A 22,684-nucleotide genomic window follows, 5' to 3' on the forward strand; every position below is an offset into this window, starting at 1 on the left:
AAAGAACAATGAGCAAGAAGATTCATGTAACCGACACCATCCTGCGCGACGCCCACCAATCGCTGCTCGCGACCCGCATGCGCACCGAAGACATGCTGCCGATCTGCGACAAGCTCGACAAGGTCGGCTACTGGTCGCTGGAAGTCTGGGGCGGCGCGACGTTCGACGCCTGCGTGCGCTTTCTCAAGGAAGACCCGTGGGAGCGCCTGCGCCAACTGCGCGCCGCGCTGCCGAACACCCGCCTGCAGATGCTCCTGCGCGGCCAGAACCTGCTGGGCTACCGCCATTACAGCGACGACGTGGTCAAGGCGTTCGTCGCCAAGGCCGCAGTCAACGGCATCGACGTGTTCCGCATCTTCGACGCGATGAACGACGTGCGTAACCTGCGGGTGGCCATCGAAGCGGTGAAGGCCGCCGGCAAGCACGCCCAGGGCACCATCGCCTACACCACCAGCCCGGTGCACACCATCGAGGCTTTCGTGAACCAGGCCAAGCAGATGGAAGCCATGGGTTGCGACTCGGTGGCGATCAAGGACATGGCCGGCCTGCTGACCCCATTCGCCACCGGCGAACTGGTCAAGGCCTTGAAGGCCGAGCAGTCGCTGCCGGTGTTCATCCATTCCCACGACACCGCCGGCCTGGCCGCGATGTGCCAGCTCAAGGCCGTCGAAAACGGTGCCGACCACATCGACACCGCCATCTCCAGCTTCGCCTGGGGCACCAGCCACCCGGGCACCGAATCGATGGTCGCCGCCCTCAAGGGCAGCGAGTTCGACACCGGCCTGAACCTGGAACTGCTGCAAGAGATCGGCCTGTACTTCTACGCCGTGCGCAAGAAGTACCACCAGTTCGAAAGCGAGTTCACGGCGGTCGACACCCGTGTGCAGGTCAACCAGGTGCCGGGCGGCATGATTTCCAACCTGGCCAACCAGCTGAAAGAGCAGGGCGCCCTGAACCGCATGAACGAAGTGCTGGCGGAAATCCCGCGGGTGCGCGAAGACCTGGGTTACCCGCCGCTGGTGACCCCGACGTCGCAGATCGTCGGCACCCAGGCGTTCTTCAACGTGCTGGCCGGCGAGCGCTACAAGACCATCACCAACGAAGTGAAGCTCTATCTGCAAGGCGGTTACGGCAAGGCCCCGGGCACGGTGAACGAGCAGCTGCGCCGCCAGGCCATCGGCAGCGAGGAGGTGATCGACGTGCGTCCGGCGGACCTGCTCAAGCCGGAAATGACCAAGCTGCGGGCCGACATCGGCGCCCTGGCCCAGTCCGAAGAGGACGTGCTGACCTTCGCCATGTTCCCGGACATCGGCCGCAAGTTCCTCGAAGAGCGTGCCGCCGGCACCCTGACGCCGGAAGTGCTGCTGCCGATCCCGGAAGCGGGCAAGGTGACTTCGGCGGGCGGTGAAGGCGTACCGACCGAGTTCGTCATCGACGTCCACGGCGAAACCTACCGGGTGGACATCACCGGCGTCGGCGTGAAGGCCGAAGGCAAGCGCCACTTCTACCTGTCCATCGACGGCATGCCGGAAGAGGTGGTGTTCGAACCGCTCAACGAGTTCGTCGGCGGCGGCAGCAGCAAGCGCAAGCAGGCTTCGGCGCCGGGCCACGTCAGCACCACCATGCCGGGCAACATCGTCGATGTGCTGGTGAAAGAGGGCGATACCGTCAAGGCCGGCCAGGCTGTGCTGATCACCGAAGCCATGAAGATGGAGACCGAAGTCCAGGCGGCCATCGCCGGCAAGGTCACCGCCATTCATGTCGCCAAGGGTGACCGGGTGAATCCGGGCGAGATCCTGATCGAGATCGAGGGCTGACCGACAGCGCCGATGCAACGCTTTATACCTCGGGGGGGCATGTGCCCCCCTTTTTTTGTCCGCTGTTTCCGGCGGGAACGGCACACTCCGCCGTTCCCGCAGAACAGATCGGGCCGGCGCCGTCAGAAGGCCATGCGCCATTGGCCTGACACGCCGTGCCGGCGGCTGCGGTGACCGATATCGCCGCTGTAGCCCACGCCCAACGAATGCCTTGGCGAGACGGCCAGGTCCAGCCCCGCGTCCAGCGTCAGGTTGTTGCGGTCCAACGCTGTGCCTTTCACGGTGAAGTCCCTGCTGCCGGCCGCCAGTTTCTGGCGGGTGTGGCTTTGGACGTCGCCGTAGGTGTGTTTCCACCCGGCGCTGAACCGCGGCGTCAGTTGCAGGCCGTCCTCCAGTGCCTTGACGTAGGCAAGGCGCAGCCCAAGGGTGCTGCTGACGTTCTGTTGCGTCTGGCCATGGACCTGCAGCGAGGCATCGCCACCCTTTTCGGCATGGCTGTCGCGCTGATAGCGTTGAATGCCGAGGCTGGCAAAGGGTTCGGCGCTCAACCGGCCTTGGCCGAGGTTGTAGCCGAGCTCGGCAAAGGCCTGACCGGTGTGCGCCTCATATTTGCCCTTGGGTCGGTCGCTGAATCCGTTGTAGGTGACGCTGCGGTTACTGGCGCCGGCATGGTTGCCGTAGGCAGCGCCTAACCGAATGGCCATCGGCCCGCTCTGGCGCAAGGCGTAGGCCCCCAGGTGCCAACTGTCGAGCCGGCCCTCGTACTGCCGCCCGTCCAGTCGGGTTCGCGACTGCCCTCCGAGCACTCCCAGACGCCAATGCTCATCCGCTGCCCAGTCCGCCCCCAGCAGCAAACCTTGGGTCGCATGCCGCAGCGTACTGGCGCTTTCGCTCCGATCCAGCGTGCCGCCGTCGCCGAGAGCCTGCAGCCAGACACGGCTGCCGGTTTCGCCGCCGTTGGCCAGGAGCGGCGGGTTGCGCTCCACCGAGGGGCCATCGCCCGTCTGGCGCATGACGGACAGCAGACTGGCGCCGACCGGTGCGACACTGCCCAGCGTCGCTCCCGCCAGGTTGGCGTTGCCGCCGGCGGACAGTTGTTCGAGGGCATGGGATGCGGTGATCCGGTTCGTGGTCAGCAAGGCTTTGACGGCGGTGTTGCCTGGGGCCGTCGCTCCTGCGGTGACAATGCCCGGGCTGGCCGGCGCCGATGGACCAGGCGCCTCGGGGGGCGTCGGTGGCCCGTCGGTCCCGGCAGGCTGTTCGGCGACCGGGTCTTGAGGGACAGTGTTTTGCGGCATGCCCGGATCGAGTGCTGGCTCCTCGATGCTTTTGGCGAGTTCGCGCCCGTTTTCACTGGCGGCTGCGTCATCGAGCGGAACATCGTTGCGGGCATAGGTCAGGCCGACCGTCTGACCGGTGTAGTTCACGGTTGGGGTCATGAAGGCCAGATCGCTGGTGACCTGACCGAACTGGCCCTCGACCAGGCTGGCCTGGATGATCGTATGTTGGCTCGTCTGCGCATAGTCGCCCGGCGCCGCGATGATGTTCAGGGTCGCGTCGCCGAGGCGGGCGGTGCCGCCGACATTGATTGTTTCGCCGACGTTGGCGGCGTCGATTCCATAGGCCAATACGGCCGTCTTTTGCAACTCGAGATCGCCCCGCACCCGAGGCGCCCCGTGAAGCGCGTTGACCTCCAGCTTGCCGGCAACCAGCAGATGGCCGGCTTCGCCGTTGCCGCGCAAGGTCGCTCGCCGATCCACCGAGACCTGGCCAAAAATGCTTCCCCGGTTGTTCAGCGTGGCGTTGTCCGCGACGAAGGCGCCGCCGGGGAAGTCGCCCGTTCCGGTCAATGTCCATTGGCCGCGCTTGATTCGCACATGATCGAAGTTGCGGCTTTCCCCGAGTTCGCCGACGTTGGCCGTGTCGAGCGTCATGGCGTTGACGCCTTCGCCGCCGTCGACGATGCCGTCGAACCGGCCTTTGCGGCTGACATTGACCAGATCGTTGGCCTCGCCCAGTTTTCGCGCGATGCCGTCGGAGCCGGATTCCGGCCGGATGACCGAAGTCGCTTGCGTGTCCGGATCCTTGAGATAGCTGTCGATCCGCGCCTTGTGCTCATCGAGCGGCATGAGTGCGGCGGGAAGGTCCTGAGCCGCCGCGTAACCGGCATGGCCGAGGGCGACGGCGACTGCCAAGGCCACGCAGTGTGGGCGAAACGTAGGTCGGTTGAGCATCGGGTTCTGCCTCGCTGGAAAGGAGGCCAAACTCTAAAAGTCGATGCCGGTGCGCCGATGCCGGGCGATTCTGCGTGTCGTGCAGGGGATGGAATCCGGTTTCGTAGCCGGGAGGAGGATGATCGGCCGACGTTCGTCATTTCACCCAGCGACATGACGCTATTGCCTACGGTCGGTGCTGAAACTTCGATTGGCGAAATGTCAGAAGCCCATCTACCGAGTGCGATGGTGATGCCCTGAATGCATCTGCATTGTTTTGCGTTTTTTACGACGAGAAACAGCCACATCTGCATTTTGTTGCAGATCTGGGGGCGCTTGGCGCCCAACGAACGCATTACAGTTCACCTACAAAACTGGGGCAGTATTTGAATATGTGGGATCTGAAATGAGCATGACTGTCGTCGAGAGCACAGTGCTCATCGAAAGCATTCAGCAGCGCTGGCCCAAGGAACCTTGGAGATCGGCGAAGCCGTTCGCCGTTTGCGCGTGGAAGTGACCGGATTGCACCAGACCCAGTTCGCGAAGATGTGCAGGATTTCGGTGCGCACGCTGGTGCATATCGAGCACGGGGAAGGCAATCAGACGCTCAAGTCGCTGAATGCTGTGTTCCGCCCGTTCGGGCTGAAGATGGGCGTGCTGAGGATCCGCAGCGATGACCGCTGGCCCCGCAGCACACCCGATGCAGGGTAAGCCTTATGCGCGGCACTCGGCCAGGCCCTTCACCTGCCCCGACGCCGTCTGGTTTTCGTCGCTCAGCCAACGCTCGAACCCTGCCGCCACCGCCGGCCATTCCGAGTCCAGGATCGAATACCACGCCGTGTCGCGGTTCTGGCCCTTGACCACCATGTGCTGGCGGAACACGCCTTCGAAGGTGAAGCCCAGGCGTTCGGCGGCGTATTTGGAGCGGGCGTTGGCGTTGTTGCACTTCCACTCCAGGCGGCGGTAGCCCAGGGCGAAGGATTCCTTGGCCAACAGGTACACCGCTTCGGTGCTTTTCGGCGAGCGCTGCATCGGGGCGCCGAAGGTGACGTGGCCGATTTCGATGCGGCCCTGGGCCGGCACGATGGACATCAGGCTGAGGATGCCCTGGACCTGGCCGCTGGCGCGGTCGATCACGCTGAAGAAATACGGGTCGCTGGCGGCGGCGTGATGGTTCAGCCAGTCGTTGAACGCGCTGCGTTGCGGGAAAGGGCCGTAAGGCAGGTAGTCCCACAGTTTCGGATCGGCGCCGGGGCCTTGCAGGGCGTTGAACAGGTCATCGCCATGGCGGGCCGGGTCGAGTTTTTCCAGGCGGATGAAGCGCCCTTCGATCAGTGTGGTCGAGGGGGGCGGAACGCCTTTCCAGTCAGCGAGCGGGGTGGTCATGAAGGTTGATCCTCAAATGGCTTTGCGAAACTGGATGAAGCCCGGACGCTCGGCGATGCGCTCATAGAGGCGGATCGCCGTGGCGTTGGTTTCGTGGGTCAGCCAGTGCACCTTGCAGCAGCCGTCGGCCTTGGCCGTGGCGTAGACGTGTTCGATCAGCAGACGCCCGACGCCGGTGCCGCGGGTTTCGGGCGCCACCAGCAGATCCTGCAGGTAGCAGGAGTTCTCGATGCTCCAGTTCGAACGGTGGTAGATGAAATGCACCATGCCGACGGCTTTGCCGTCTGCCCAGGCGAGGGCCGCATGGGTCGGTTCGGCGGGGTCGAGGAAACGCTGCCAGGTGCTCTGTGTCACGGCGTCCGGCAACTCCGTTTGGTAGAAGCGCAGGTAGGCCTGCCACAGCGGCAGCCAGGCTGAGTGGTCGTCGGCGGTGACCGGGCGGATGTCGATCTGACTCATGGTGAGGGTCCTTAGCGCATCAAGTGGGCGAGGGTGCGGTCGGTGAAGTCGGGACTGGCGGCCAGCCCTTCGCGCACGCCGGCGATGTCTTCGGCGCTGCGGTTCTGGCTGAGCTTGCGTTTGCCTTCGAGGCGGTCGATGGGGATCGCGAAGCCGACGATGGCCTTGAGCATGCCGTCGATGTAGTCGGCGGGGGCGTCCTCGACTTTCCACGGTGTGGGGCGGTTCGCTTCATGGCGGTCGGTGAGGGTGCTGACGATGTCGAGCAGACGTCCGCCGTCGCTGAAGGTCTCGGCGTGGCCGTAAGCGTGCACGGCAATGTAGTTCCAGGTCGGCACGACTTTGCCGTGCTCGGCCTTGCTCGGGTAGAACCCGGGGCTGACGTAGGCGTCGGGGCCGGCGAAGATCACCATCGCTTCGGCGCCGTCGCGCAAGTCTTTCCATTGCGGATTGGCCTTGGCCAGATGACCGTACAGCGTGCCGTGTTCGCCTTGTTCACGATGCAGCAGCACCGGTACGTGGCTGGCCTGCAGACCTTGCGCCCCGTGGGTGACGAGGATGGCGAGGCGGGTGGCGAGGATCAGTTCGTGCAGCTGGGAGAGGTCGTCGACGGCGAAGGCGCGTGGCGTGTACATGAAGAAAATTTCCTTGGCGGTTGCCTGCATCCTAGGCAGGCTATTGGTCTGTTGTAAGAGCCACTCACGACCAATTTCATGGAGCCATTGCCATGGCCACCGAGCCGTTGTCCTTGTCCTTCAACCCGGCGGGCATCGAACTGGACCGACGCCAGGGCCTGAGCCGTCAGCTGTACCAGGCGTTGCGCCTGCGGGTGCTGGACGGGCGCCTGGCCAGCGGCATGCGCCTGCCTGCGAGCCGGGACCTGGCCGCCGCGCTGGGAATCTCCCGCAACAGCGTGGTGCGGGCCTACGATCAGTTGTATGCCGAAGGGTTCATCGAAGGGCGGGTCGGCGATGGAACTTACGTGGCGCAGTTGCCGCAGGCGTCGCTCTCGGCGGAAAAGTTTTCCACAAAAGTATCCACAGGGTTTTCAACAAGCTTACCCACAGCGTTATCCACAAAATGCGAAGATTTTCCTGGGTATTTATCCAGCAAAGTTATCCACAGTGCTGCCTTGGCACGGGTCACGGAGAACCATTTGCCGATGCCGCCCAGCGGGCCGCCCAAGGCGTTCCGCGTCGGCATTCCGGCGTTCGACCTGTTCCCGTTCGAGGTCTGGGCCAAGCTGAACGCGGGGTTCTGGCGCAAGCCCGACCTGCATCAGCTGTGCTACGGCGACCCGGCCGGCGATGCGCGGCTGCGCGGGATGATCGCGGCTTACCTGCGCAGTTCGCGTGGCATGCAGTGCACCGCTGAACAAATTGTGATCACCAGTGGCGCGCAACAGGGAATCAGCCTTTGTGCACAGTTGCTGGTGGAGCCGGGCGACGGTGTGGCCATCGAGAATCCGGGCTACCGGGCGGCGGGCCACGCTTTTGCGCTGGCCGGCGCGAACCTGCACGGGGTGGCGGTGGACAGCGAAGGCATTGACTGCGGCGGGCTGGAGCGGCTCGGCGATTGTCGGCTGGCCTACGTCACGCCTTCGCACCAGTACCCCAGCGGTGTGGTCATGAGCCTGGCCCGGCGCCTGGAGCTGCTGGCCTGGGCCGAACGCACCCGAGGCTGGATCGTCGAGGACGACTACGACGGCGAATACCGCTACCGCGGCGCGCCGCTGGCACCGTTGGCGGCGCTCGACCGTCACGGCCGCGTGCTGTACGTCGGCACTTTCGGCAAGGTCGCGTTCCCGGCGCTGCGCCTGGGCTATCTGGTGCTGCCTGCGGGGCTGGTGCAGGCGTTCGCGCAGCGGCGCGCCGTGGACGTGCGGCACTCCGAGGTGAGCACCCAGGCGGTCATGGCCGAGTTCATGGCCGCCGGCCACTTCCAGCGGCATATCCGGCGCATGCGCCGCGCCGCCCTGAGCCGGCTCAACTGTCTGCAGGCCCATTGGCCCGCCGGCATCCGTGGCGTCGGCCCGTTGCCCGACGTGATGGCTGGCCTGCACCTGACGGTGCCGGTCGACAGCATGGCGCGCGAGCTCGAACTGGTCGAAAAGGCCCGAAACGCCGGCGTCGAGGTCAACGGGCTGAGCGGTTACTGGCTGCCCGATCCATCACCGCCGGCGGATCGGTGCGCCGGCCTGGTGCTGGGGTTCGCGGCGGTGCCCGAGCCGGCCATAGAGGTTGCGCTGGCACGCCTGGCCACGGCGTGGCGCGATTGACGCCGTGTGCCCTGGGGCTCAAGGCCCGGGCGGGGCGGGCGAGCGGACCTTCAGAAACAGGTCGATCGCCTCGGGCTTGATCAACCGGCGCAGGGCGTTGTCCACCTCGTCGAACGTGCCCAGTTCCTGGCGCGCCGCTTCCGGCAGGGATTTGAGGTACTCGTCGGCGGGCTTGAGGTGGGCGACGGTGAACCCGCCTTCGGCGTCGGTCACGTTGGCGTAGTGGAAATGAGCGACCCACAGCGGCTTGTTCTGCTGTGTCTTGTCGAGCACGCGGTACTCCTGGAACCAGTCCTTGCGTTGCCGGGTCCTGATGCGGCCGCGCGGGTCTTTGACGATGTTGACCTGGCCGTGTTCATGCAGCCATTGAAGGTAGGTTTCCCGGGGTTTGCGTCGTTTGATCATGTCGCCGTAGATCCGGATGCCTTCCCGATTGCATTTGGCGGCCGCCGAACGTAGATCCTGGCTCAGCCTGCTGAAGGCGTAAGGCGTGTTGCCCGACGCGCTCATGCGCCCGTAGGCCGCATCGACGTCCTTGGCCGCCTGCTGAAGGCGGACGGCCTGTTGGTCGAACAGATCCTTCATGTCCGCAGGAATGCGCCGGGGCCGCCGGGAATCCGCGCTTGTGTGCTTGATGAAGAGATCGTTGTCGTCGTACAGCGAACGGCCCCGTTCGAGGATCTGACCGTCCTCCGCCGGAAGGGGCTGCACGGTGCGGCGAACGGGAGCCTTGAAGACGGGCACCTTCTCGACCGGGGTCGGTTTGGGCGCAGGGCCTGCCCGCACCGCCTCAAGAACCCGTGGCTGCAGCCTGTTCACTTTGCCGAGGGGCCGCGAGGTCGACGGCCCGGGATCCAGCCTGGCCATGGCGGCCAACGGAATCTCCTCCGGTTCGGGCAGCCGTTCGAGCAGGCGTTTGCGCGACAGTTCGAGGAACTCGGTGACCAGCCCCTGAACCCGGCGGAAGCGGATCGGCTCCAACTGTCCGGGCGAGTCGGCGAGCAGTTCCCGCAGACGCCGGTCACAGGCCTCCAGGCGATCGACCAGCGCGGTGGCCTCCTCCATCTCTTGCAGGGGCGTGACCGCCGTTTCGGGATCGGCGCTGCGCCCGGCCAGTGCGTGGCCCGCGATTCCCGCTTCGTCGAACACGGTCATGACACTCTGGCGCAACGCCTCGGCGTCCTTGCCCGGCCCGTCGATCAGGCACAGTTCGGGAGACATGCCGATCTCATTGCCGAGAAAGTCATAGCGCGACAGTGTCGGGCGCAGGTCGCGCAGGCCCAATGCGGTCTTGCGGGTCTGTCCGGACTCTTTCATCAGCCGATCCAGCGAGCTGTCCAGCTGATCGAGCTGTGCGACGATTTCGTCGCTGATGGCGATGGACCGCCGTATGTTTTCGATCTGCTCGGCACGGGGCAAGGGCGGCGATTCCGCCGTCTGGCGGATCAGCGGTACGACCTGTTGGGCGTACTCGCGCAATTTCATCCTCATCCAGCCGTTGATGAATCGGTGCTGTTCGGCGGTGAGGCGCATCAATTGCGCTTCATAGAACTTGCCGGTGCCTCCGGCGGTGCGCCAGGCAAGCAGGTCGGTCAAAGCCTGGGTGTAGCCGTTGGCGAGACTTTCGGATTGCGTCAGGTAGGCGGCAATGGCCTGCGGCGACATCTCCGATGTCAGGTCATGGTCCTCGGAAGGCACCAGGATCTTTTGCAAGGCCGCCTGCTGGGTGGGTTCCTGTGCCCAGAACGCCTGCAGCGCGGCCCAGGCCTTGTCCCGCTCAGCGGCTTTCTTTTGCCGCAGCGCCGCGATCTTGCTCGTCGGCTGGCCGCCGCGCAACCTCAGCCTGAGGTCCCAGACCCAGCGGTTTTCCGCCGCGTCGAAGCGGATGGCCAACCCTGGTCGGCCGGCATCTTCGGGGTCGGTCACCCAGGTGGCCCCATCGCCGTCGGTGCGCACCTGGAACCAGCGTTTGCCCACCTGGGCGTAGCGTTTTCCTCCCGCCCCGTACAAACGGTCTGCGTCCGGGGTCGATGCTGCGGACAGCTCCGGTGCCGCCTGCAGCCGGTCGATGAATTGCTCGAACCGCGTTCCGGAGGCGGTGCGCACTCCGTTGATCGGTGCCAGGTCGCCAAGGTGGGCCTCAGGCAGGGCGGCTTGCGGCAGGGGCGGATTCTGGAAGACCCTCGCCTGCACCGGTGAGCCTGGTGCTTCGATCAGGGCCGGCTCCGGCAAGGGTTCGGCCTCGGTGCCCTTAACCGTGGGGCCTGCAAGCCGGAGCCGGCTCCACGCCATGCGGTGGGTCAGCAGGATGCTCAGCGTCAGCAGCACATCGCCGGTGGACGACCATTGCACCACCGTATCGCCGCGTTCGTGGGCTTCGAGGGCCTGCTGGATCTGGCTGATGCCTTGCCAGACCCAGACGGCGGTGCTGGCCGGGCCGCTGAGGAAGCTGGCGGCCACACCGAACATCGCCCAGCCGCTCTCCACCAGCAGTGTCCGGCGCCGTTCGGCGTTCGAGGTCGACTGGCGGTCGGCGAGGCTGACCAGTGCCCGGCTGTGGTCGTTGTACAGCGCGGTGGGGATATCGCCCGCAAACGGCGCGCCGGCCAGCTCGATCGAGGGGGACAGGCCGAGGTGGATGAACGGCTCGAACGCCAGGTCGACGATGGTGCGCGGCGAGGGGATGCCGTTGGGAAACACGTACTGGGCGTACTCGAAGCTGCGCTCCTCGTCGGCCAGCCAGGCGAGCACCGAGTCACGCAGTTCGCCGGGCTGGTGGAAGGCGTACAGCATGTTCTGCGCGGACTCGAACTGGAGCAGCGAGCGCTTCATCAGGGGCCGGTACAGCAGGCACGGCTCGCTGCGGCCCTGGTCCGGGCCGATGACGTACATGCCGGTGACGGTGTCGGTCCCGCTGCCCAGCCGGAACCGCGGCAAGAACGCCAAGGGCCGGATCTGCACCGGCCAGTCGGCGGGCGGGGTGCTGCCGGCCATGGATGCCGCCAGCCGGCAGATCTGCCGGTATCCCCGTTCATCCACGCTGCCTTCGTGCTTGAGCTTGCACTCCAAAGCCCGCAGTTGCAGCAGGGTCGGCAACTGAAGGCAGTAGAGCCGCCTGTGGCGCCGGGCCCGCTCCGGGTCGTCGATCAGGGTGCGCTTGACCAGCTGCGGGTAGATTTCGCCGACATCGACCTTTTCGGCGATGCGTGTCAGAAACGCTGGCGTCATCCAGTCCGGCGTCGCCGACCCGTCGGCGTAGGCGACGGCCGCCATGTAGGGGGGCGTGTTGCTCAGGGCGAACTGGCCGAGGGTCTGGACGCTGCGCTCGAACGGCGAAGGCAGGAAGAGGCCGCCGACCTCGAAGCTTTGGGTCACGGTGATCCGCACGTCATCCAGGTGCAGCGCCGCAGCCGTGTCGCCCTTTCGTTCGGCAACGATGGCTTCGCGCATTCGCCGTTGGGCGTAGGTCTGTATCGACGGGAGGCCTGCGGGGTCGAAGGCGTCCTCGGCCTCCTCGTGCAGCAGGCCCAAGGTGTTCAGGCATGCGCTGTAGGTCTGGATGTCCTCCAGCGAGGCGCTCGACAACCATGGCGGCATCGCGTCGGCCAGTTGGGCGATGCGTTGGTTGTCGCGGGGGCTGAGGGTGCGGATCTCGGTCTGGCGCGGCGCGAACCGGGCCTCGGCCGAGCGGCTGGCCGGGTCGAGCGCATCGATGGAGTCGAGCTGGCAGTTCACCAGCGCCCAGGCCATGGCGTCGAAGACGTTTCCTTCCGGCTCGTAGAGGCGCCACTTCAGGCTGAAGCCACCGAGATTGACGTCGATCCGTTCGGGCAGCACGGCACCCAGCTGCTCCATCGAATCGAAGGCTTCGTAACCGTCGGAGACGGTGTACATCACGATCAGTTCGCGGTCGCCGCAGTTGGCGGTCAGCACCAGCGCACCGGGTGACATCAGGTGCCGAGTGTCGAAGGAGTCGGCGAAATCGAAGGCATAGTCCAGGTCCGGCAGGCGGGCGCGGACATTCGACAGACCGCTGTCCTCCAGCGGACGCGAGGCCTTGTCGGGGAACCTTGAGACCAGGCGGCTCAAGGCGCATTGATCCGTATCCCAATCGTTGACCGCGCCCACGTCAAGCGCGGCCCTGAGCATGTCGGACAGCCGTTGCCAGCGCGGCAGCGCACCGACGGCCTCGTTCCAGTAGTCCAGCTGGGATTGCTGGAAGTTCGTGAAGATCTGCGGCGCCTGCTCGTTGAGCAGCGTCGTCAGTGCATCCATGCCGACGGGCAAGTGGACCGGCTCCTGGGCATAGGGCGTCAGGGTCAGGAAATGTTCGCCTTCGATGTAGTTGGCGCTGTTCCGGTCAAGGGCCAGGCGCACCAGTGCATGGCTCAGCGATTCGAAGTGGCTGCTGCCGCTGACCAGCGCGCCGTTGCGCTCGTGCCAGACCGGGGCCATCACCACCGCCACGTCCGGATCGATGTCGAGGTCGGGAAAGCGCTGCTTCAGTGCGTCGCGCAATTGTCGTGTCGTGGCGGCATGCAGGGTCGGGCCGCGGCTGATCTGTTCGATCACGTGGCTTTTGTTCTGCAGCAGCGGGACGGGCGTTTCTGTCGGGGTTTCGCTCATGGGTCGCAACCGTTGGGAGGCCTGTGGGGAATCTTGTTCGCTGCCACGGTATCCGTGCCTCGGACGGTGCCTGCGGTAGCCGGTTACCGCAGGCAAAAAAAAGACCCGCACGGGGCGGGTCTTGTCGGTTGGAGCCGGATCAGGTGCCGGACTTGATCCGGGTCCAGGCCCGGGTGCGGGCGCGCTCGGCGTCGCGGGGCAGCGGCTGCAGGGTGTAGAGCGTGTTCATGGCCGCGTCGGTCGGGTACAGGTTGGGGTTGTTGCGGATCGCCGGGTCGACCTGTTGCGTGGCGTCCTTGTTGGGGTTCGGGTAGCCGACGAAGTCGCTGACCGGTGCGATCACCTGCGGCTGCAGCAAGTAGTTGATGAAGGTATAGGCGTCCTGCGGGTTCTGCGCGCCCTTGGGGATGGCGAGCATGTCGAACCAGATCGGCGCGCCTTCCTTGGGCAGGCGCATGTCCACCACCACCCCGTTCTTCGCTTCCTTGGCGCGGTTGGCGGCCTGGGAGAAGCTGCCCGAGTAGCCCACCGCCACGCAGATGTCGCCGTTGGCGATGTCGGCCATGTACTTGGAGGAATGGAAGTAGGTGACGTACGGACGGATCTTCAGCAGCAGCGCTTCGGCCTTGGCGTAGTCCTGCGGGTTCTTGCTGTTGGGGTCCAGCCCCAGGTGCTGCAGGGCCAGCGGCAGGATCTCCGACGGCGAGTCGAGCAGGGCGACGCCGCACTGCTTGAGTTTGCTGATGTTCTCTTCCTTGAAGATCAGGTCCCAGCTGTCCACCGGGGCGTCGTCGCCCAGCACCGCCTTGACCTTGGCCGGGTTGAAGCCGATCAGGATGGTGCCGTACATGTACGGCACGGCGAACTTGTTGCCCGGATCGTTGGCCTCGATCAGCTTCATCAGTTTGGGGTCGAGGTGGTTCCAGTTCGGCAGCCGGCTGCGGTCCAGCGGCTGGAACACCCCGGCCTCGATCTGCTTGGCCAGGAACACGTTGGACGGCACCACCACGTCATAGCCGGAGTTGCCGGTCAGCAGCTTGGCCTCCAGCGCTTCGTTGGTGTCGAAGATGTCGTAGACCAGTTTGGTCTGGGCGTTCTGTGCCTTGAAATCCTCCAGGGCCTTGGGGGTGATGTAGTCGAACCAGTTGTAGACGCGCAGGGTGCGTTCTTCGGCGTGGGCCGCGCCGCCGAGCAGCGCGGCGCACAGCGCGCAAGCGATGAGGGTCTTGAGGCTGTTCATTGTTCGAAGCCTTCGAGCACGTTCACCGCGTTGATGCCGATTTCCTCCACGGCGTAGCCGCCTTCCATGACGAACAGCGTCGGCTTGCCCAGGGCGGCGATGCGCTTGCCCATGGCCAGGTAGTCCGGGCTGTCGAGCTTGAACTGCGAGATCGGGTCGTCCTTGAAGGTGTCCACGCCCAGGGACACGACGACGATGTCGGCGCCGTAGCGCTCGATCTCTTGGCAGGCCTGCTCCAGCGCGGCGCTCCAGACGTCCCAGCCTGCGCCGGCCGGCAGCGGGTAGTTGAAGTTGAAGCCTTCGCCGGCGCCTTCACCGCGCTCGTCTTCATAGCCGAGGAAGAACGGGAACTCCGCCTCCGGGTGGCCATGGATCGAGGTGAACAGCACGTCGCTGCGTTCGTAGAAAATCGACTGGGTGCCGTTGCCGTGGTGGTAGTCCACGTCGAGGATCGCGACTTTCTTGTGGCCCTGATCGAGGAACGCCTGGGCGGCGATGGCGGCGTTGTTGAGGTAGCAGTAGCCGCCCATCAGGTCGCTGGCGGCGTGGTGTCCCGGCGGACGGCACAGGGCGAAGGCGCTGTGGGCGCCGCGCTGGATTTGCGCCTGGGCGGTCAGCGCCACCTGCGCGGCGCTGTAGGCCGCCTGCCAGGTGCCGGCGGTGATCGGTGCGCCGCCGTCGAAGCTGTAGTAGCCGAGCTGGCCGTGCAGGCTGGTCGGCTTCACCTGGCGCAAGGTGCGCGCCGGCCAGGTGTAGGGCAGCAGGTCGCCGTCGGTGTTGAATTCGGTCCAGCGCGTCCAGGCGCCCTTGAAGAAATCGAGGTAGTCGCGGCTGTGGATGCGGGCGATCGGCTCGAGGCCGAAATCCTTCGGCGCCTGCACCGGGCCCAGGTTCTGGTGCCTGACCCGTTGCAGCACGTGGTCGGCGCGGGACGGCATCTCGAAGCACGGCTTGAGCTGGCCGTCGATGAGTTCGCAGCGGCCGTGGTGCAGGTGGTGGTCGTCCGAGTAGATCGTCAGCATTTGTTGTTCTCCGCAGGGCTGATTCGGTTGAACACAGTGTTGCGGCCCGAGGCGGATCGGAGAACGGCGGGAGCGGCCAAAAGGGGATCGATGCGGCCAAAAGTGCTGACCTCAATTCGCCCCTCGCGCCTGCCGAGGCGGGGCTCAGCCGTGGGGGCGGAACTGGCTCGGGGCCACGCCGCTCCAGCGCACGAACGCATGGCGGAAGCTCGCGGTCTCGCTGAAGCCCAAGGTCTCGGCGATGCGGTAGATCGGCATCTGGTCTTCGCACAGCAGTTGCTTGGCCCGCTCGAAGCGCAGCTCATCAAGCAGTTCCTGATAGCTGCAGCCCATGTCCTTGAGGTGCCGGCGCAGGGTGCGCGGCGAGCAGTTCATCTGCTGCGCGAGGCCCTCCAGCCCCGGTGCGCAATTGAGCTGCGCGCCGAGCAACTGGCGGATCCGTCCCAGCCAGGCCTGGCGCCCGGTGAACTCGGTGTTCTGCTTGCGGCAGCGCTCGGCCATGGCCTGGTGGGTGATGGTGTCGGCCAGCGGCAGCGGTTGGTCGAGCCAACGCCGCTCGAACGCGAAGGCATTGTCCTTGGCGCGAAAGTGCAGCGGACAGTCGAACGGTTGGGCGTAGCTGTCGCGGTAGTCCGGGGCGGCGTGTTCGAAACGGGCGGCGCGCAACGGCAGCGGGTGGCCGAGCAGGTCGTCGCAGATGACTTTCAGCGAGACCAGGCAGAACTCGGCGTTGAACACCGCCATCGCCGGGCTTTCGCGGTAGTCGGCGGCGACGAACCAGACCTGTTCGCCGTCGTCTTCCAGGCTCAGTTCGAACAGGGTGCCCAGCAGCGCCGGATAACGGACCGCCAGGCGCAGGGCGTCACCGAAGGTGGCACAGGTGAGCAGGGCGTAACCGAGTATCCCGTAGCAGGAAACATGCATGCGCCGGCCCAGCTCCAGCCCGATGTCGTGCTTGAGCGCCACGGCGTTGGCGCACACCTGCATCTCCTGGTTGGTGGTGATGCGGGTGTCGGCGCGGCTCAGGTCTGCGGTGCTGATGCCGCTGCCGGCCAGCAGCGCATCGTCCGACAATCCTTGGTCCTTGAAGGTGTTGAGGATCAGCGAGACCGCGTTGAGGGTGGTGAGGTGGGAGTGGAGCATGGGATCTTCCAGCCTGGGGATGGCTGGAAAGCAGCAAGTTGCATGCCGGACGGGAACGGCAAGGGTGAACCGTTGCGGCGAGCGAGCGGGCTCACTCGCCACAAGGTTCGGTCGGTGTCAGGCGAGTTCGCCGCACAGGTCCAGTTCGACCAGGCGCCGCACATCGGCGTCGTCCAGCCCCGCGCCCAGCAGCGCGTTCAGCTTGCCGAACGCCGCCTCGCGGGTCATGCCGCCGCCGGACAGGACGCCCACGCCGCGCAAACGGCTGCCGGCCTCGTAGATGTCCAGCTCGACCCCGCCCTCATGGCATTGCGTCACGGCGACGACCACCACGCCCTTGTCCCGCGCCCGGCCGAGGCTGGCGAGGAATTCGGGGTTGTCGCTCGGGCCGGTGCCGCTGCCGTAGCACTCCAGCACCAGGCCCTGGATGCCGCTGGCGGTCAGGCCGTCGATGACCTGTGCCGAAATGCCGGGGAACAGCGGCAGCACCGCGACGTTCGCCAACTGTTTCGGCGCGCCGTAGGTCAGTTGGGCAGGCAGCGAAGCGGCGTGCGTGCCGCCGCCCTGGCGCTCCAGCCGCTTGAACGGGTGACGCCCGAAGCTGCGCACCTTCGCGCAGCGGGTCGGCGCCAGCAGCTCGCCGTGGAAGTACAGGTGCACGCCCGGCGCCAGGCCCTGGCCGAGGGCGGTCAGCGCACCGCTGAGGTTTTCCCACGCGTCGCTGTCGGTGACGCCGGCCGGCAGCATCGAGCCGGTGAAGCACACGCGGGCGTGCAGGCCCAGCAGCTGGAAGCTCATGGCGGCGGCGCTGTAGGCCAGGGTGTCGGTGCCGTGCAGGATCAGCACGCTGTCGCAGCCCTGCACATCGACGGCGTCGACCACCGCTTCGCGCAGTTGCTGCCAGTAGGCCGGGGTCATGTTGGCGCTGTCGATCAGCGGCGCCATCTCACGGAAGCGCCACTGCGGCACCACCAGCTCAGGCTGGCCGTGCAGGTACTCGCGCATCCGCGCCTCGAAACCGGAGGCCGGGGCCAGGCCGTTGGCGCTGGCCTGCATGCCGATGGTGCCGCCGGTGTACAGCACCATGACGTGCTGGGCGGCAGGGTAGGTCGAAGGGTTCATGGGATTCTCCGAAACGGTGAGGTGCTGTGGGAGCGGGCATGCCCGCTCCGACATTTAACGCACTGTAACCGACGGGCGCAGAGGATGCGCCCGCCGTTCACCCGTCAGCGTTGCGCTGCGGGCACGCCTTGCGGCTCGGCCTTGGCGGCCGGCGAAGTTTCGGCGGGCCAGGCCTGCAGGTCCAGGTCCAAGTCGGCGAACTTGCGCGAGTCGAACACAGGCTGGTCGACGCCGGCACGGCGCTGCTCGTCGTAGTCGCGCATCACGCGCAGGCCGACCTTGAACAGCATGGCCAGGGCCATCAGGTTGACGAAGGCCAGGCAGGTCATGGTGATGTCGGCGAAGGCGAACACGGTCGACAGATCCTGCATCGAACCCCAGACCACCAGCGCCAGCACCAGGCCGCGGAACACCATCAGCACCACGCGGTTGCGGCTGAGGAATTGCAGGCTGTTCTCGCCCAGGTAGTAGTTGTAGAGGATGCAGGTGAACACGAACAGCGACAGCGCGACGCTCACGAACAGGCGGCCCCAGTCACCGACCACGGCGGCCAGCGAGTTCTGGGTCAGGACGATGCCGTCGCCTTCGAAGCCCGGGGTGTAGAAGCCCGACAGCAGGATCAGCAGCGCGGTGCAGGTGCAGATCACGAAGGTGTCGAGGAACACGCTGAAGGCCTGGACCACGCCCTGGGCGCCCGGGTGCTTCACGGCGGCCACGGCAGCCACGTTCGGCGCACTGCCCAGGCCCGCTTCGTTGGCGAACACGCCACGCTTCACGCCCATGACGATGGCGCTGCCGAGCAGGCCGCCGAAGGCCGGGTCGAGGCCGAAGGCGCTCTTGAAGATGGTTTCCAGCATGGCCGGCACGTGTTCGATCTGGGTGCCGATCACGTACAGGGTCACAGCGATGTAGGCCAGGGTCTTGACCGGCACCAGCAGGTCGGACACCGCGGCGATGCGCTTGATGCCGCCGATGAAGGTGATGGCCAGCAGCACCGCCAGGACGATGCCGGTGTGGCGCGGATCGAAGTCGAAGGCGTTCTGCAGCGAGTGGGTCACGGTGTACGACTGCAGGCCGATGAAGGCGAAGCCGTAGGTGACCAGCAGCAGGATGGAGAACACCACCGCCATGCCTTTGAGCTTCAGGCCGTGCTGGATGTAGTAGGCCGGGCCGCCGCGGTACAGGCCGTCGCCGTCGGCGCGCTTGTAGACCTGGGCCAGGGTGCATTCGAAGAAGCTGCTGGACATTCCGACCAGTGCGGTCACCCACATCCAGAACACCGCGCCCGGGCCGCCCAGGGTCACGGCGATGCCGACGCCGGCGATGTTGCCCGCGCCGACACGGCCGGCGAGGCTGAGCATCAGGGCCTGGAACGAGCTGAGCTGCCCCGCGTTGCCTTTGAGGCTGTCGCGGAACACCGCGAACATGTGGGTGAAGTGGCGCAGTTGAACGAAACGCGAGCGAATCGTGAAGTAGCTGCCGAGCCCGACAATGAGCAGGATCAGTACTTTGCCTGAGAGGAAGTCGTTGATGACTTCTAGCATGGATTTTTCCTCGCTGTTTTTTGTGTAAGCAAATGCTGGAAGGTCGGAAACATCGCGTTACACCGGTGTGCGGGCGGCACAACGGGCGAGGCGATGGTTTCGTCCCGGTTCCATATCGCGGGTTTGTTATTAGTTCGGGTTTCGCATGGGTTTGGGCCTCGTTACCGACGACCGCTCACGCGAAGAGGGGCGGCACTATACCTATCAGTGCGGCGCCCGTCTGCACGGTTGTGGTGCAAGCGACGGAACGTAGGCTTTGAAACACCCGGCGTTACCGGCGCCGGGCTTGTGTGGAGACTGCTCTTTTTTTTGTGCGAGCAATCCCCAGACATACGGGTCTCAGGATCGGAAAGTTAAAAAAAAGGGCTTGGGGAGCAATCCCCAAGCCCTCAAAAGGTGAGAGGTGTCTAGTCCCTCGACCTGGTGAGCGGTACAGCGAATTTCGCGTCGGTTCAGGCTTTGAGCGGAACCAGACGTGGGGCGATCATGTTTTCCGGGCGCAGGATGTCGGCGAGCATGGCGTCGTCGAGCAGGCCTTCTTCGCGCACCAGTTCCAGCACGCCGCGGCCGGTCTCGAGGGCGACGCGGGCGATGCGGGTGGCGTTCTTGTAGCCGATGTACGGGTTCAGCGCGGTGACCAGGCCGATCGAGTGCTCGACCAGTTCACGGCAGCGGGCTTCGTTGGCGGTGATGCCGACGATGCAGTGCTCGCGCAGCATGTCCATGGCGCGTTGCAGCAGGCGGATCGAGTCAAGGATCTTGAAGGCGATCAGCGGCTCCATCACGTTCAGCTGCAGCTGGCCGCCTTCGGCCGCCATGGTCAGCGCCAGGTCGTTGCCGATGACCTGGAAGGCCACCTGGTTCACGGCTTCCGGGATCACCGGGTTGACCTTGCCTGGCATGATCGAGCTGCCTGGCTGGCGCGCCGGCAGGTTGATCTCGTTGATGCCGGTGCGCGGGCCGCTGGACAGCAGGCGCAGGTCGTTGCAGATCTTCGACAGCTTGACCGCGGTGCGCTTGAGCATGCCGGAGAACAGCACGAAGGCGCCCATGTCGGAGGTGGCTTCGATCAGGTCGGCGGCCGGCACCAGCGGCTGACCGCTGATCAGGGCCAGACGCTGCACGGCCAGGGCCTGGTAGCGCGGGTCGGCGTTGATGCCGGTGCCGATGGCGGTGCCGCCCAGGTTCACTTCGGTCAGCACTTCCGGGGCCAGCGTCTTCAGGCGGGCCAGGTCTTCGCCCATGGTGGTGGCGAAGGCGCGGAACTCTTGGCCCAGGGTCATCGGCACGGCGTCCTGCAGCTGGGTGCGGCCCATCTTCAGGACGTGGTTGAATTCTTCACCCTTGGCCGCGAACGCCTGGATCAGGCTGTCGAGGCTGGCCAGCAGCGCGTCGTGACCCAGCAGCAGACCCAGGCGGATCGCGGTCGGGTAGGCGTCGTTGGTCGACTGCGCCATGTTCACGTCGTCGTTCGGGTGCAGGTACTGGTATTCGCCTTTCTGGTGACCCATCGCTTCCAGCGCGATGTTGGCGATCACTTCGTTGGCGTTCATGTTGGTGGACGTACCGGCGCCACCTTGAATCATGTCGACCACGAACTCTTCGTGGAAATCACCGCGGATCAGTCGGGCACAGGCTTCGCTGATGGCAGCGTGCTTGGCTTCGCTCAGATGGCCCAGCTCACGGTTGGCGTCAGCGGCGGCCTGTTTGACCATGGCCAGACCGACCACCAGCTTCGGGTAATGCGAGATCGGAACGCCGGAGAGACGGAAGTTGTTCACCGCTCGCAGGGTCTGGATGCCGTAGTACGCTTGAGCCGGTACTTCGAGGGAGCCAAGCAGGTCGTTTTCTGTGCGGAAAGATGCAGCGGAGGACATGATAGAAATCATCTCGATAGGGACCCGGTCTGTGCCGGAACGCTGCGAATGCTAGGCTTGTGGGAATTTTTGGGCCAATGCTGTTAAACACTGCCCTATGCACATTCGGCATAATGCCCGTGTGACGCCGCTCGCGCGGCAGACGTGTGACCTATTTTGGTGCGCCCCGGAGGGTGTGATGAATCTGGAAAGCAAATGGCTTGAGGACTTCAGTGCCCTGGCCGCCACCCGCAGCTTCTCGCAGGCGGCCGAACGGCGCTTCGTGACCCAGCCGGCGTTCAGCCGGCGGATCCGCAGCCTGGAGGCCGCGCTGGGGCTGACCCTGGTCAACCGCTCGCGCACGCCCATCGAGCTGACGGCGGCGGGCCAACTGTTCCTGGTGACGGCGCGCACGGTGGTCGAGCAACTCGGCGAAGTGCTGCGCCACCTGCACCATCTGGAGGGCGGGCAGGGCGAGGTGATCCAGGTGGCGGCGGCGCACTCTCTGGCGCTGGGCTTCTTTCCGCGCTGGATCGCGCAACTGCGCAACGAAGGCCTGAACATCGCCACGCGGCTGGTGGCGACCAACGTCGGCGACGCCGTGCATGCCCTGCGCGAAGGCGGCTGCGACCTGATGCTGGCCTTCTATGACCCGGATGCGGCGATGCAGATGGACGCGGACATCTTCCCGTCGCTGCACTTGGGCCACACCGAAATGCTCCCGGTGTGCGCGGCGGACGCCAACGGCAAGCCGCTGTTCGACCTGGAAGGCGAGGCGAGCGTGCCGCTGCTGGCCTACAGCGCCGGGGCGTTCCTGGGGCGTTCGGTGAACGGCCTGCTGCGCCAGCGCCAATTGCGCTTCACCACCGTTTACGAGACCGCCATGGCCGACAGCCTCAAGAGCATGGCGCTCGAAGGTCTGGGCATCGCCTGGGTGCCGCAGTTGAGCGTGCGCGCCGAACTGGCCCGCGGCGAGCTGGTGATCTGCGGCGGCCCGCAGTGGCATGTGCCGCTGGAGATCCGCCTGTACCGCTGCGCGCTGGTGCGCAAGGCCAACGTGCGGCTGCTGTGGCGCAAGCTCGAAGGCGGGGCTGCGCAGAGCGCCTGACAAGATTCAATGGGGATGCAACTGATCTGACGCTTGCGCTGCCTGGACTGACGCCATCGCCAGCAGGCTGGCTCCCACAAGGGGGCGGCGCAATGCAGAGCGGTGACCGCCACAATCCAATCCGGGAGCAAGCCTGCTCCCGCAGGGCAATTTGCGGTGCGCAGGCACTGACCTTCGGGTCAATAAAACCGGGGCTTTGCGGCAGATGACAGATGGTCGAGACGGGGGCTGTTTATTGGCTTCTTTGCGGTATACTGCGCGGCCTTCGGCCGGTTTGTCCGGCCATTTTCCGTACAATCAAGCCACGCAACTTGCGTGGCTTGTTGTTTTTGACGCGCCTGCGGGCGCCCAGAGAGAAGAGGCGCGACGATGAGTGCACTGGTTGGCGTGATCATGGGCTCCAAGTCCGATTGGTCCACCCTTAGCCACACCGCCGATATGCTGGAAAAGCTCGGCATCCCCTACGAGGTGAAAGTGGTTTCCGCCCACCGCACCCCGGACCTGCTGTTCCAGTACGCCGAGGAGGCCGAAGGCCGCGGCATCGAGGTGATCATCGCCGGTGCCGGCGGCGCGGCCCACCTGCCGGGCATGTGCGCGGCCAAGACCCACTTGCCGGTGCTGGGCGTGCCGGTGCAGTCGGCCATGCTCTCGGGCGTCGATTCGCTGCTGTCGATCGTGCAGATGCCGGCCGGCGTTCCGGTCGCCACCCTGGCCATCGGCAAGGCCGGCGCGATCAACGCCGCGCTGCTGTCGGCCAGTATCCTGGGCGCCAAGCACCCGCAGTTCCACGCGGTGCTGAAGACCTTCCGCGCCGAGCAGACTGACAGCGTCCTGGACAATCCAGACCCACGCATTGCCTGAGGTTGTTGA

At 65.7% G+C, this 22,684-nt stretch carries 15 protein-coding genes and 1 pseudogene; 5 read left to right on the plus strand and 11 right to left on the minus strand.

The features are described 5' to 3' along the window. Positions 1 to 8 precede the first annotated feature (8 nt). Positions 9 to 1,817 carry a sodium-extruding oxaloacetate decarboxylase subunit alpha gene (gene oadA / locus CAG41_RS00980; RefSeq protein WP_085579141.1) on the plus strand — a complete coding sequence of 603 codons (1,809 nt, stop codon included), beginning with the start codon at positions 9 to 11 and terminating at the stop codon, positions 1,815 to 1,817. 122 nt (positions 1,818 to 1,939) lie between these two features. Here the strand turns inward: oadA and CAG41_RS00985 are convergent, their stop codons facing one another. Beyond that, the gene (locus tag CAG41_RS00985) at positions 1,940 to 4,051 is read right to left on the minus strand and encodes an autotransporter domain-containing protein (RefSeq protein ID WP_085706622.1); all 2,112 of its coding nucleotides are present in this window, start codon (positions 4,049 to 4,051) and stop codon (positions 1,940 to 1,942) included. A gap of 385 nt (positions 4,052 to 4,436) precedes the next feature. On the opposite strand from CAG41_RS00985, the pseudogene CAG41_RS00990 reads away from it, so the two are divergent. Then, a pseudogene (locus tag CAG41_RS00990) lies at positions 4,437 to 4,741 on the plus strand (helix-turn-helix domain-containing protein). A 3-nt stretch (positions 4,742 to 4,744) separates the two neighbouring features. Here the strand turns inward: CAG41_RS00990 and CAG41_RS00995 are convergent. The 3 genes from CAG41_RS00995 to CAG41_RS01005 are packed head-to-tail and all read right to left on the minus strand — an operon-like array spanning position 4,745 to position 6,510. After that, entirely contained in the window at positions 4,745 to 5,416 is a 672-nt protein-coding gene (locus tag CAG41_RS00995) for a GNAT family N-acetyltransferase (protein WP_085579137.1), read from the minus strand. 12 nt (positions 5,417 to 5,428) lie between these two features. Next, positions 5,429 to 5,875: a GNAT family N-acetyltransferase gene (locus CAG41_RS01000; protein ID WP_085579135.1), complete on the minus strand. Its 447-nt coding sequence runs from the start codon at positions 5,873 to 5,875 to the stop codon at positions 5,429 to 5,431. 11 nt (positions 5,876 to 5,886) lie between these two features. Continuing rightward, on the minus strand, positions 5,887 to 6,510 hold the full coding sequence (locus tag CAG41_RS01005) for an FMN-binding negative transcriptional regulator (RefSeq protein ID WP_085579515.1): 624 nt from the start codon (positions 6,508 to 6,510) through the stop codon (positions 5,887 to 5,889). Positions 6,511 to 6,602: 92 nt separating this feature from the next. Here CAG41_RS01005 and CAG41_RS01010 point away from each other — a divergent pair, with 92 nt between their 5' ends. Then, on the plus strand, positions 6,603 to 8,153 hold the full coding sequence (locus CAG41_RS01010; protein ID WP_085579133.1) for a PLP-dependent aminotransferase family protein: 1,551 nt from the start codon (positions 6,603 to 6,605) through the stop codon (positions 8,151 to 8,153). Positions 8,154 to 8,171: 18 nt separating this feature from the next. Here CAG41_RS01010 and CAG41_RS01015 read toward each other — a convergent pair whose 3' ends face one another. The 7 genes from CAG41_RS01015 to aspA form a co-directional block, all read right to left on the minus strand. Continuing rightward, complete coding sequence (locus CAG41_RS01015; RefSeq protein WP_085655917.1) at positions 8,172 to 12,779, minus strand: DUF6543 domain-containing protein; 4,608 nt, start codon at positions 12,777 to 12,779, stop codon at positions 8,172 to 8,174. A gap of 139 nt (positions 12,780 to 12,918) precedes the next feature. After that, positions 12,919 to 14,019 carry a polyamine ABC transporter substrate-binding protein gene (locus tag CAG41_RS01020; protein WP_085579129.1) on the minus strand — a complete coding sequence of 367 codons (1,101 nt, stop codon included), beginning with the start codon at positions 14,017 to 14,019 and terminating at the stop codon, positions 12,919 to 12,921. Next, positions 14,016 to 15,041, minus strand: a complete 1,026-nt coding sequence (locus CAG41_RS01025; RefSeq protein ID WP_085579127.1) for a histone deacetylase family protein — start codon at positions 15,039 to 15,041, stop codon at positions 14,016 to 14,018. Before CAG41_RS01025 ends, CAG41_RS01020 begins: the two co-directional genes overlap by 4 nt. Positions 15,042 to 15,185: 144 nt before the next feature. Further along, positions 15,186 to 16,184: an AraC family transcriptional regulator gene (locus CAG41_RS01030; RefSeq protein ID WP_085693768.1), complete on the minus strand. Its 999-nt coding sequence runs from the start codon at positions 16,182 to 16,184 to the stop codon at positions 15,186 to 15,188. A 117-nt stretch (positions 16,185 to 16,301) separates the two neighbouring features. Next, positions 16,302 to 17,306 carry an asparaginase gene (locus CAG41_RS01035; RefSeq protein WP_085579123.1) on the minus strand — a complete coding sequence of 335 codons (1,005 nt, stop codon included), beginning with the start codon at positions 17,304 to 17,306 and terminating at the stop codon, positions 16,302 to 16,304. A 104-nt stretch (positions 17,307 to 17,410) separates the two neighbouring features. Further along, positions 17,411 to 18,850 carry a sodium:alanine symporter family protein gene (locus tag CAG41_RS01040; RefSeq protein WP_085579121.1) on the minus strand — a complete coding sequence of 480 codons (1,440 nt, stop codon included), beginning with the start codon at positions 18,848 to 18,850 and terminating at the stop codon, positions 17,411 to 17,413. Between the two features lie 452 nt (positions 18,851 to 19,302). After that, entirely contained in the window at positions 19,303 to 20,727 is a 1,425-nt protein-coding gene (gene aspA, locus CAG41_RS01045; protein ID WP_085579118.1) for an aspartate ammonia-lyase, read from the minus strand. A 178-nt stretch (positions 20,728 to 20,905) separates the two neighbouring features. Here aspA and CAG41_RS01050 point away from each other — a divergent pair, with 178 nt between their 5' ends. Together CAG41_RS01050 and purE are read left to right on the plus strand one after the other, a co-directional pair. Further along, entirely contained in the window at positions 20,906 to 21,814 is a 909-nt protein-coding gene (locus CAG41_RS01050; protein WP_085579116.1) for a LysR substrate-binding domain-containing protein, read from the plus strand. A gap of 369 nt (positions 21,815 to 22,183) precedes the next feature. Beyond that, positions 22,184 to 22,675 carry a 5-(carboxyamino)imidazole ribonucleotide mutase gene (purE, locus tag CAG41_RS01055; RefSeq protein ID WP_085579114.1) on the plus strand — a complete coding sequence of 164 codons (492 nt, stop codon included), beginning with the start codon at positions 22,184 to 22,186 and terminating at the stop codon, positions 22,673 to 22,675. The last annotated feature ends 9 nt before the right edge of the window (positions 22,676 to 22,684 follow it).

It is taken from the genome of Pseudomonas sp. B35(2017), from assembly GCF_002113645.1.
GTDB classification, from domain to species: Bacteria; Pseudomonadota; Gammaproteobacteria; order Pseudomonadales; family Pseudomonadaceae; genus Aquipseudomonas; species Aquipseudomonas ekonensis.

Excerpts from the sequence above, each read along its gene's own strand:
- oadA (WP_085579141.1), top strand. The coding sequence starts at position 9 with ATGAGCAAGAAGATTCATGTAACCGACACCATCCTGCGCGACGCCCAC.
- CAG41_RS00985 (WP_085706622.1), bottom strand. The coding sequence starts at position 4,051 with ATGCTCAACCGACCTACGTTTCGCCCACACTGCGTGGCCTTGGCAGTC.
- CAG41_RS00995 (WP_085579137.1), bottom strand. The coding sequence starts at position 5,416 with ATGACCACCCCGCTCGCTGACTGGAAAGGCGTTCCGCCCCCCTCGACC.
- CAG41_RS01000 (WP_085579135.1), bottom strand. The coding sequence starts at position 5,875 with ATGAGTCAGATCGACATCCGCCCGGTCACCGCCGACGACCACTCAGCC.
- CAG41_RS01005 (WP_085579515.1), bottom strand. The coding sequence starts at position 6,510 with ATGTACACGCCACGCGCCTTCGCCGTCGACGACCTCTCCCAGCTGCAC.
- CAG41_RS01010 (WP_085579133.1), top strand. The coding sequence starts at position 6,603 with ATGGCCACCGAGCCGTTGTCCTTGTCCTTCAACCCGGCGGGCATCGAA.
- CAG41_RS01015 (WP_085655917.1), bottom strand. The coding sequence starts at position 12,779 with ATGAGCGAAACCCCGACAGAAACGCCCGTCCCGCTGCTGCAGAACAAA.
- CAG41_RS01020 (WP_085579129.1), bottom strand. The coding sequence starts at position 14,019 with ATGAACAGCCTCAAGACCCTCATCGCTTGCGCGCTGTGCGCCGCGCTG.
- CAG41_RS01025 (WP_085579127.1), bottom strand. The coding sequence starts at position 15,041 with ATGCTGACGATCTACTCGGACGACCACCACCTGCACCACGGCCGCTGC.
- CAG41_RS01030 (WP_085693768.1), bottom strand. The coding sequence starts at position 16,184 with ATGCTCCACTCCCACCTCACCACCCTCAACGCGGTCTCGCTGATCCTC.
- CAG41_RS01035 (WP_085579123.1), bottom strand. The coding sequence starts at position 17,306 with ATGAACCCTTCGACCTACCCTGCCGCCCAGCACGTCATGGTGCTGTAC.
- CAG41_RS01040 (WP_085579121.1), bottom strand. The coding sequence starts at position 18,850 with ATGCTAGAAGTCATCAACGACTTCCTCTCAGGCAAAGTACTGATCCTG.
- aspA (WP_085579118.1), bottom strand. The coding sequence starts at position 20,727 with ATGTCCTCCGCTGCATCTTTCCGCACAGAAAACGACCTGCTTGGCTCC.
- CAG41_RS01050 (WP_085579116.1), top strand. The coding sequence starts at position 20,906 with ATGAATCTGGAAAGCAAATGGCTTGAGGACTTCAGTGCCCTGGCCGCC.
- purE (WP_085579114.1), top strand. The coding sequence starts at position 22,184 with ATGAGTGCACTGGTTGGCGTGATCATGGGCTCCAAGTCCGATTGGTCC.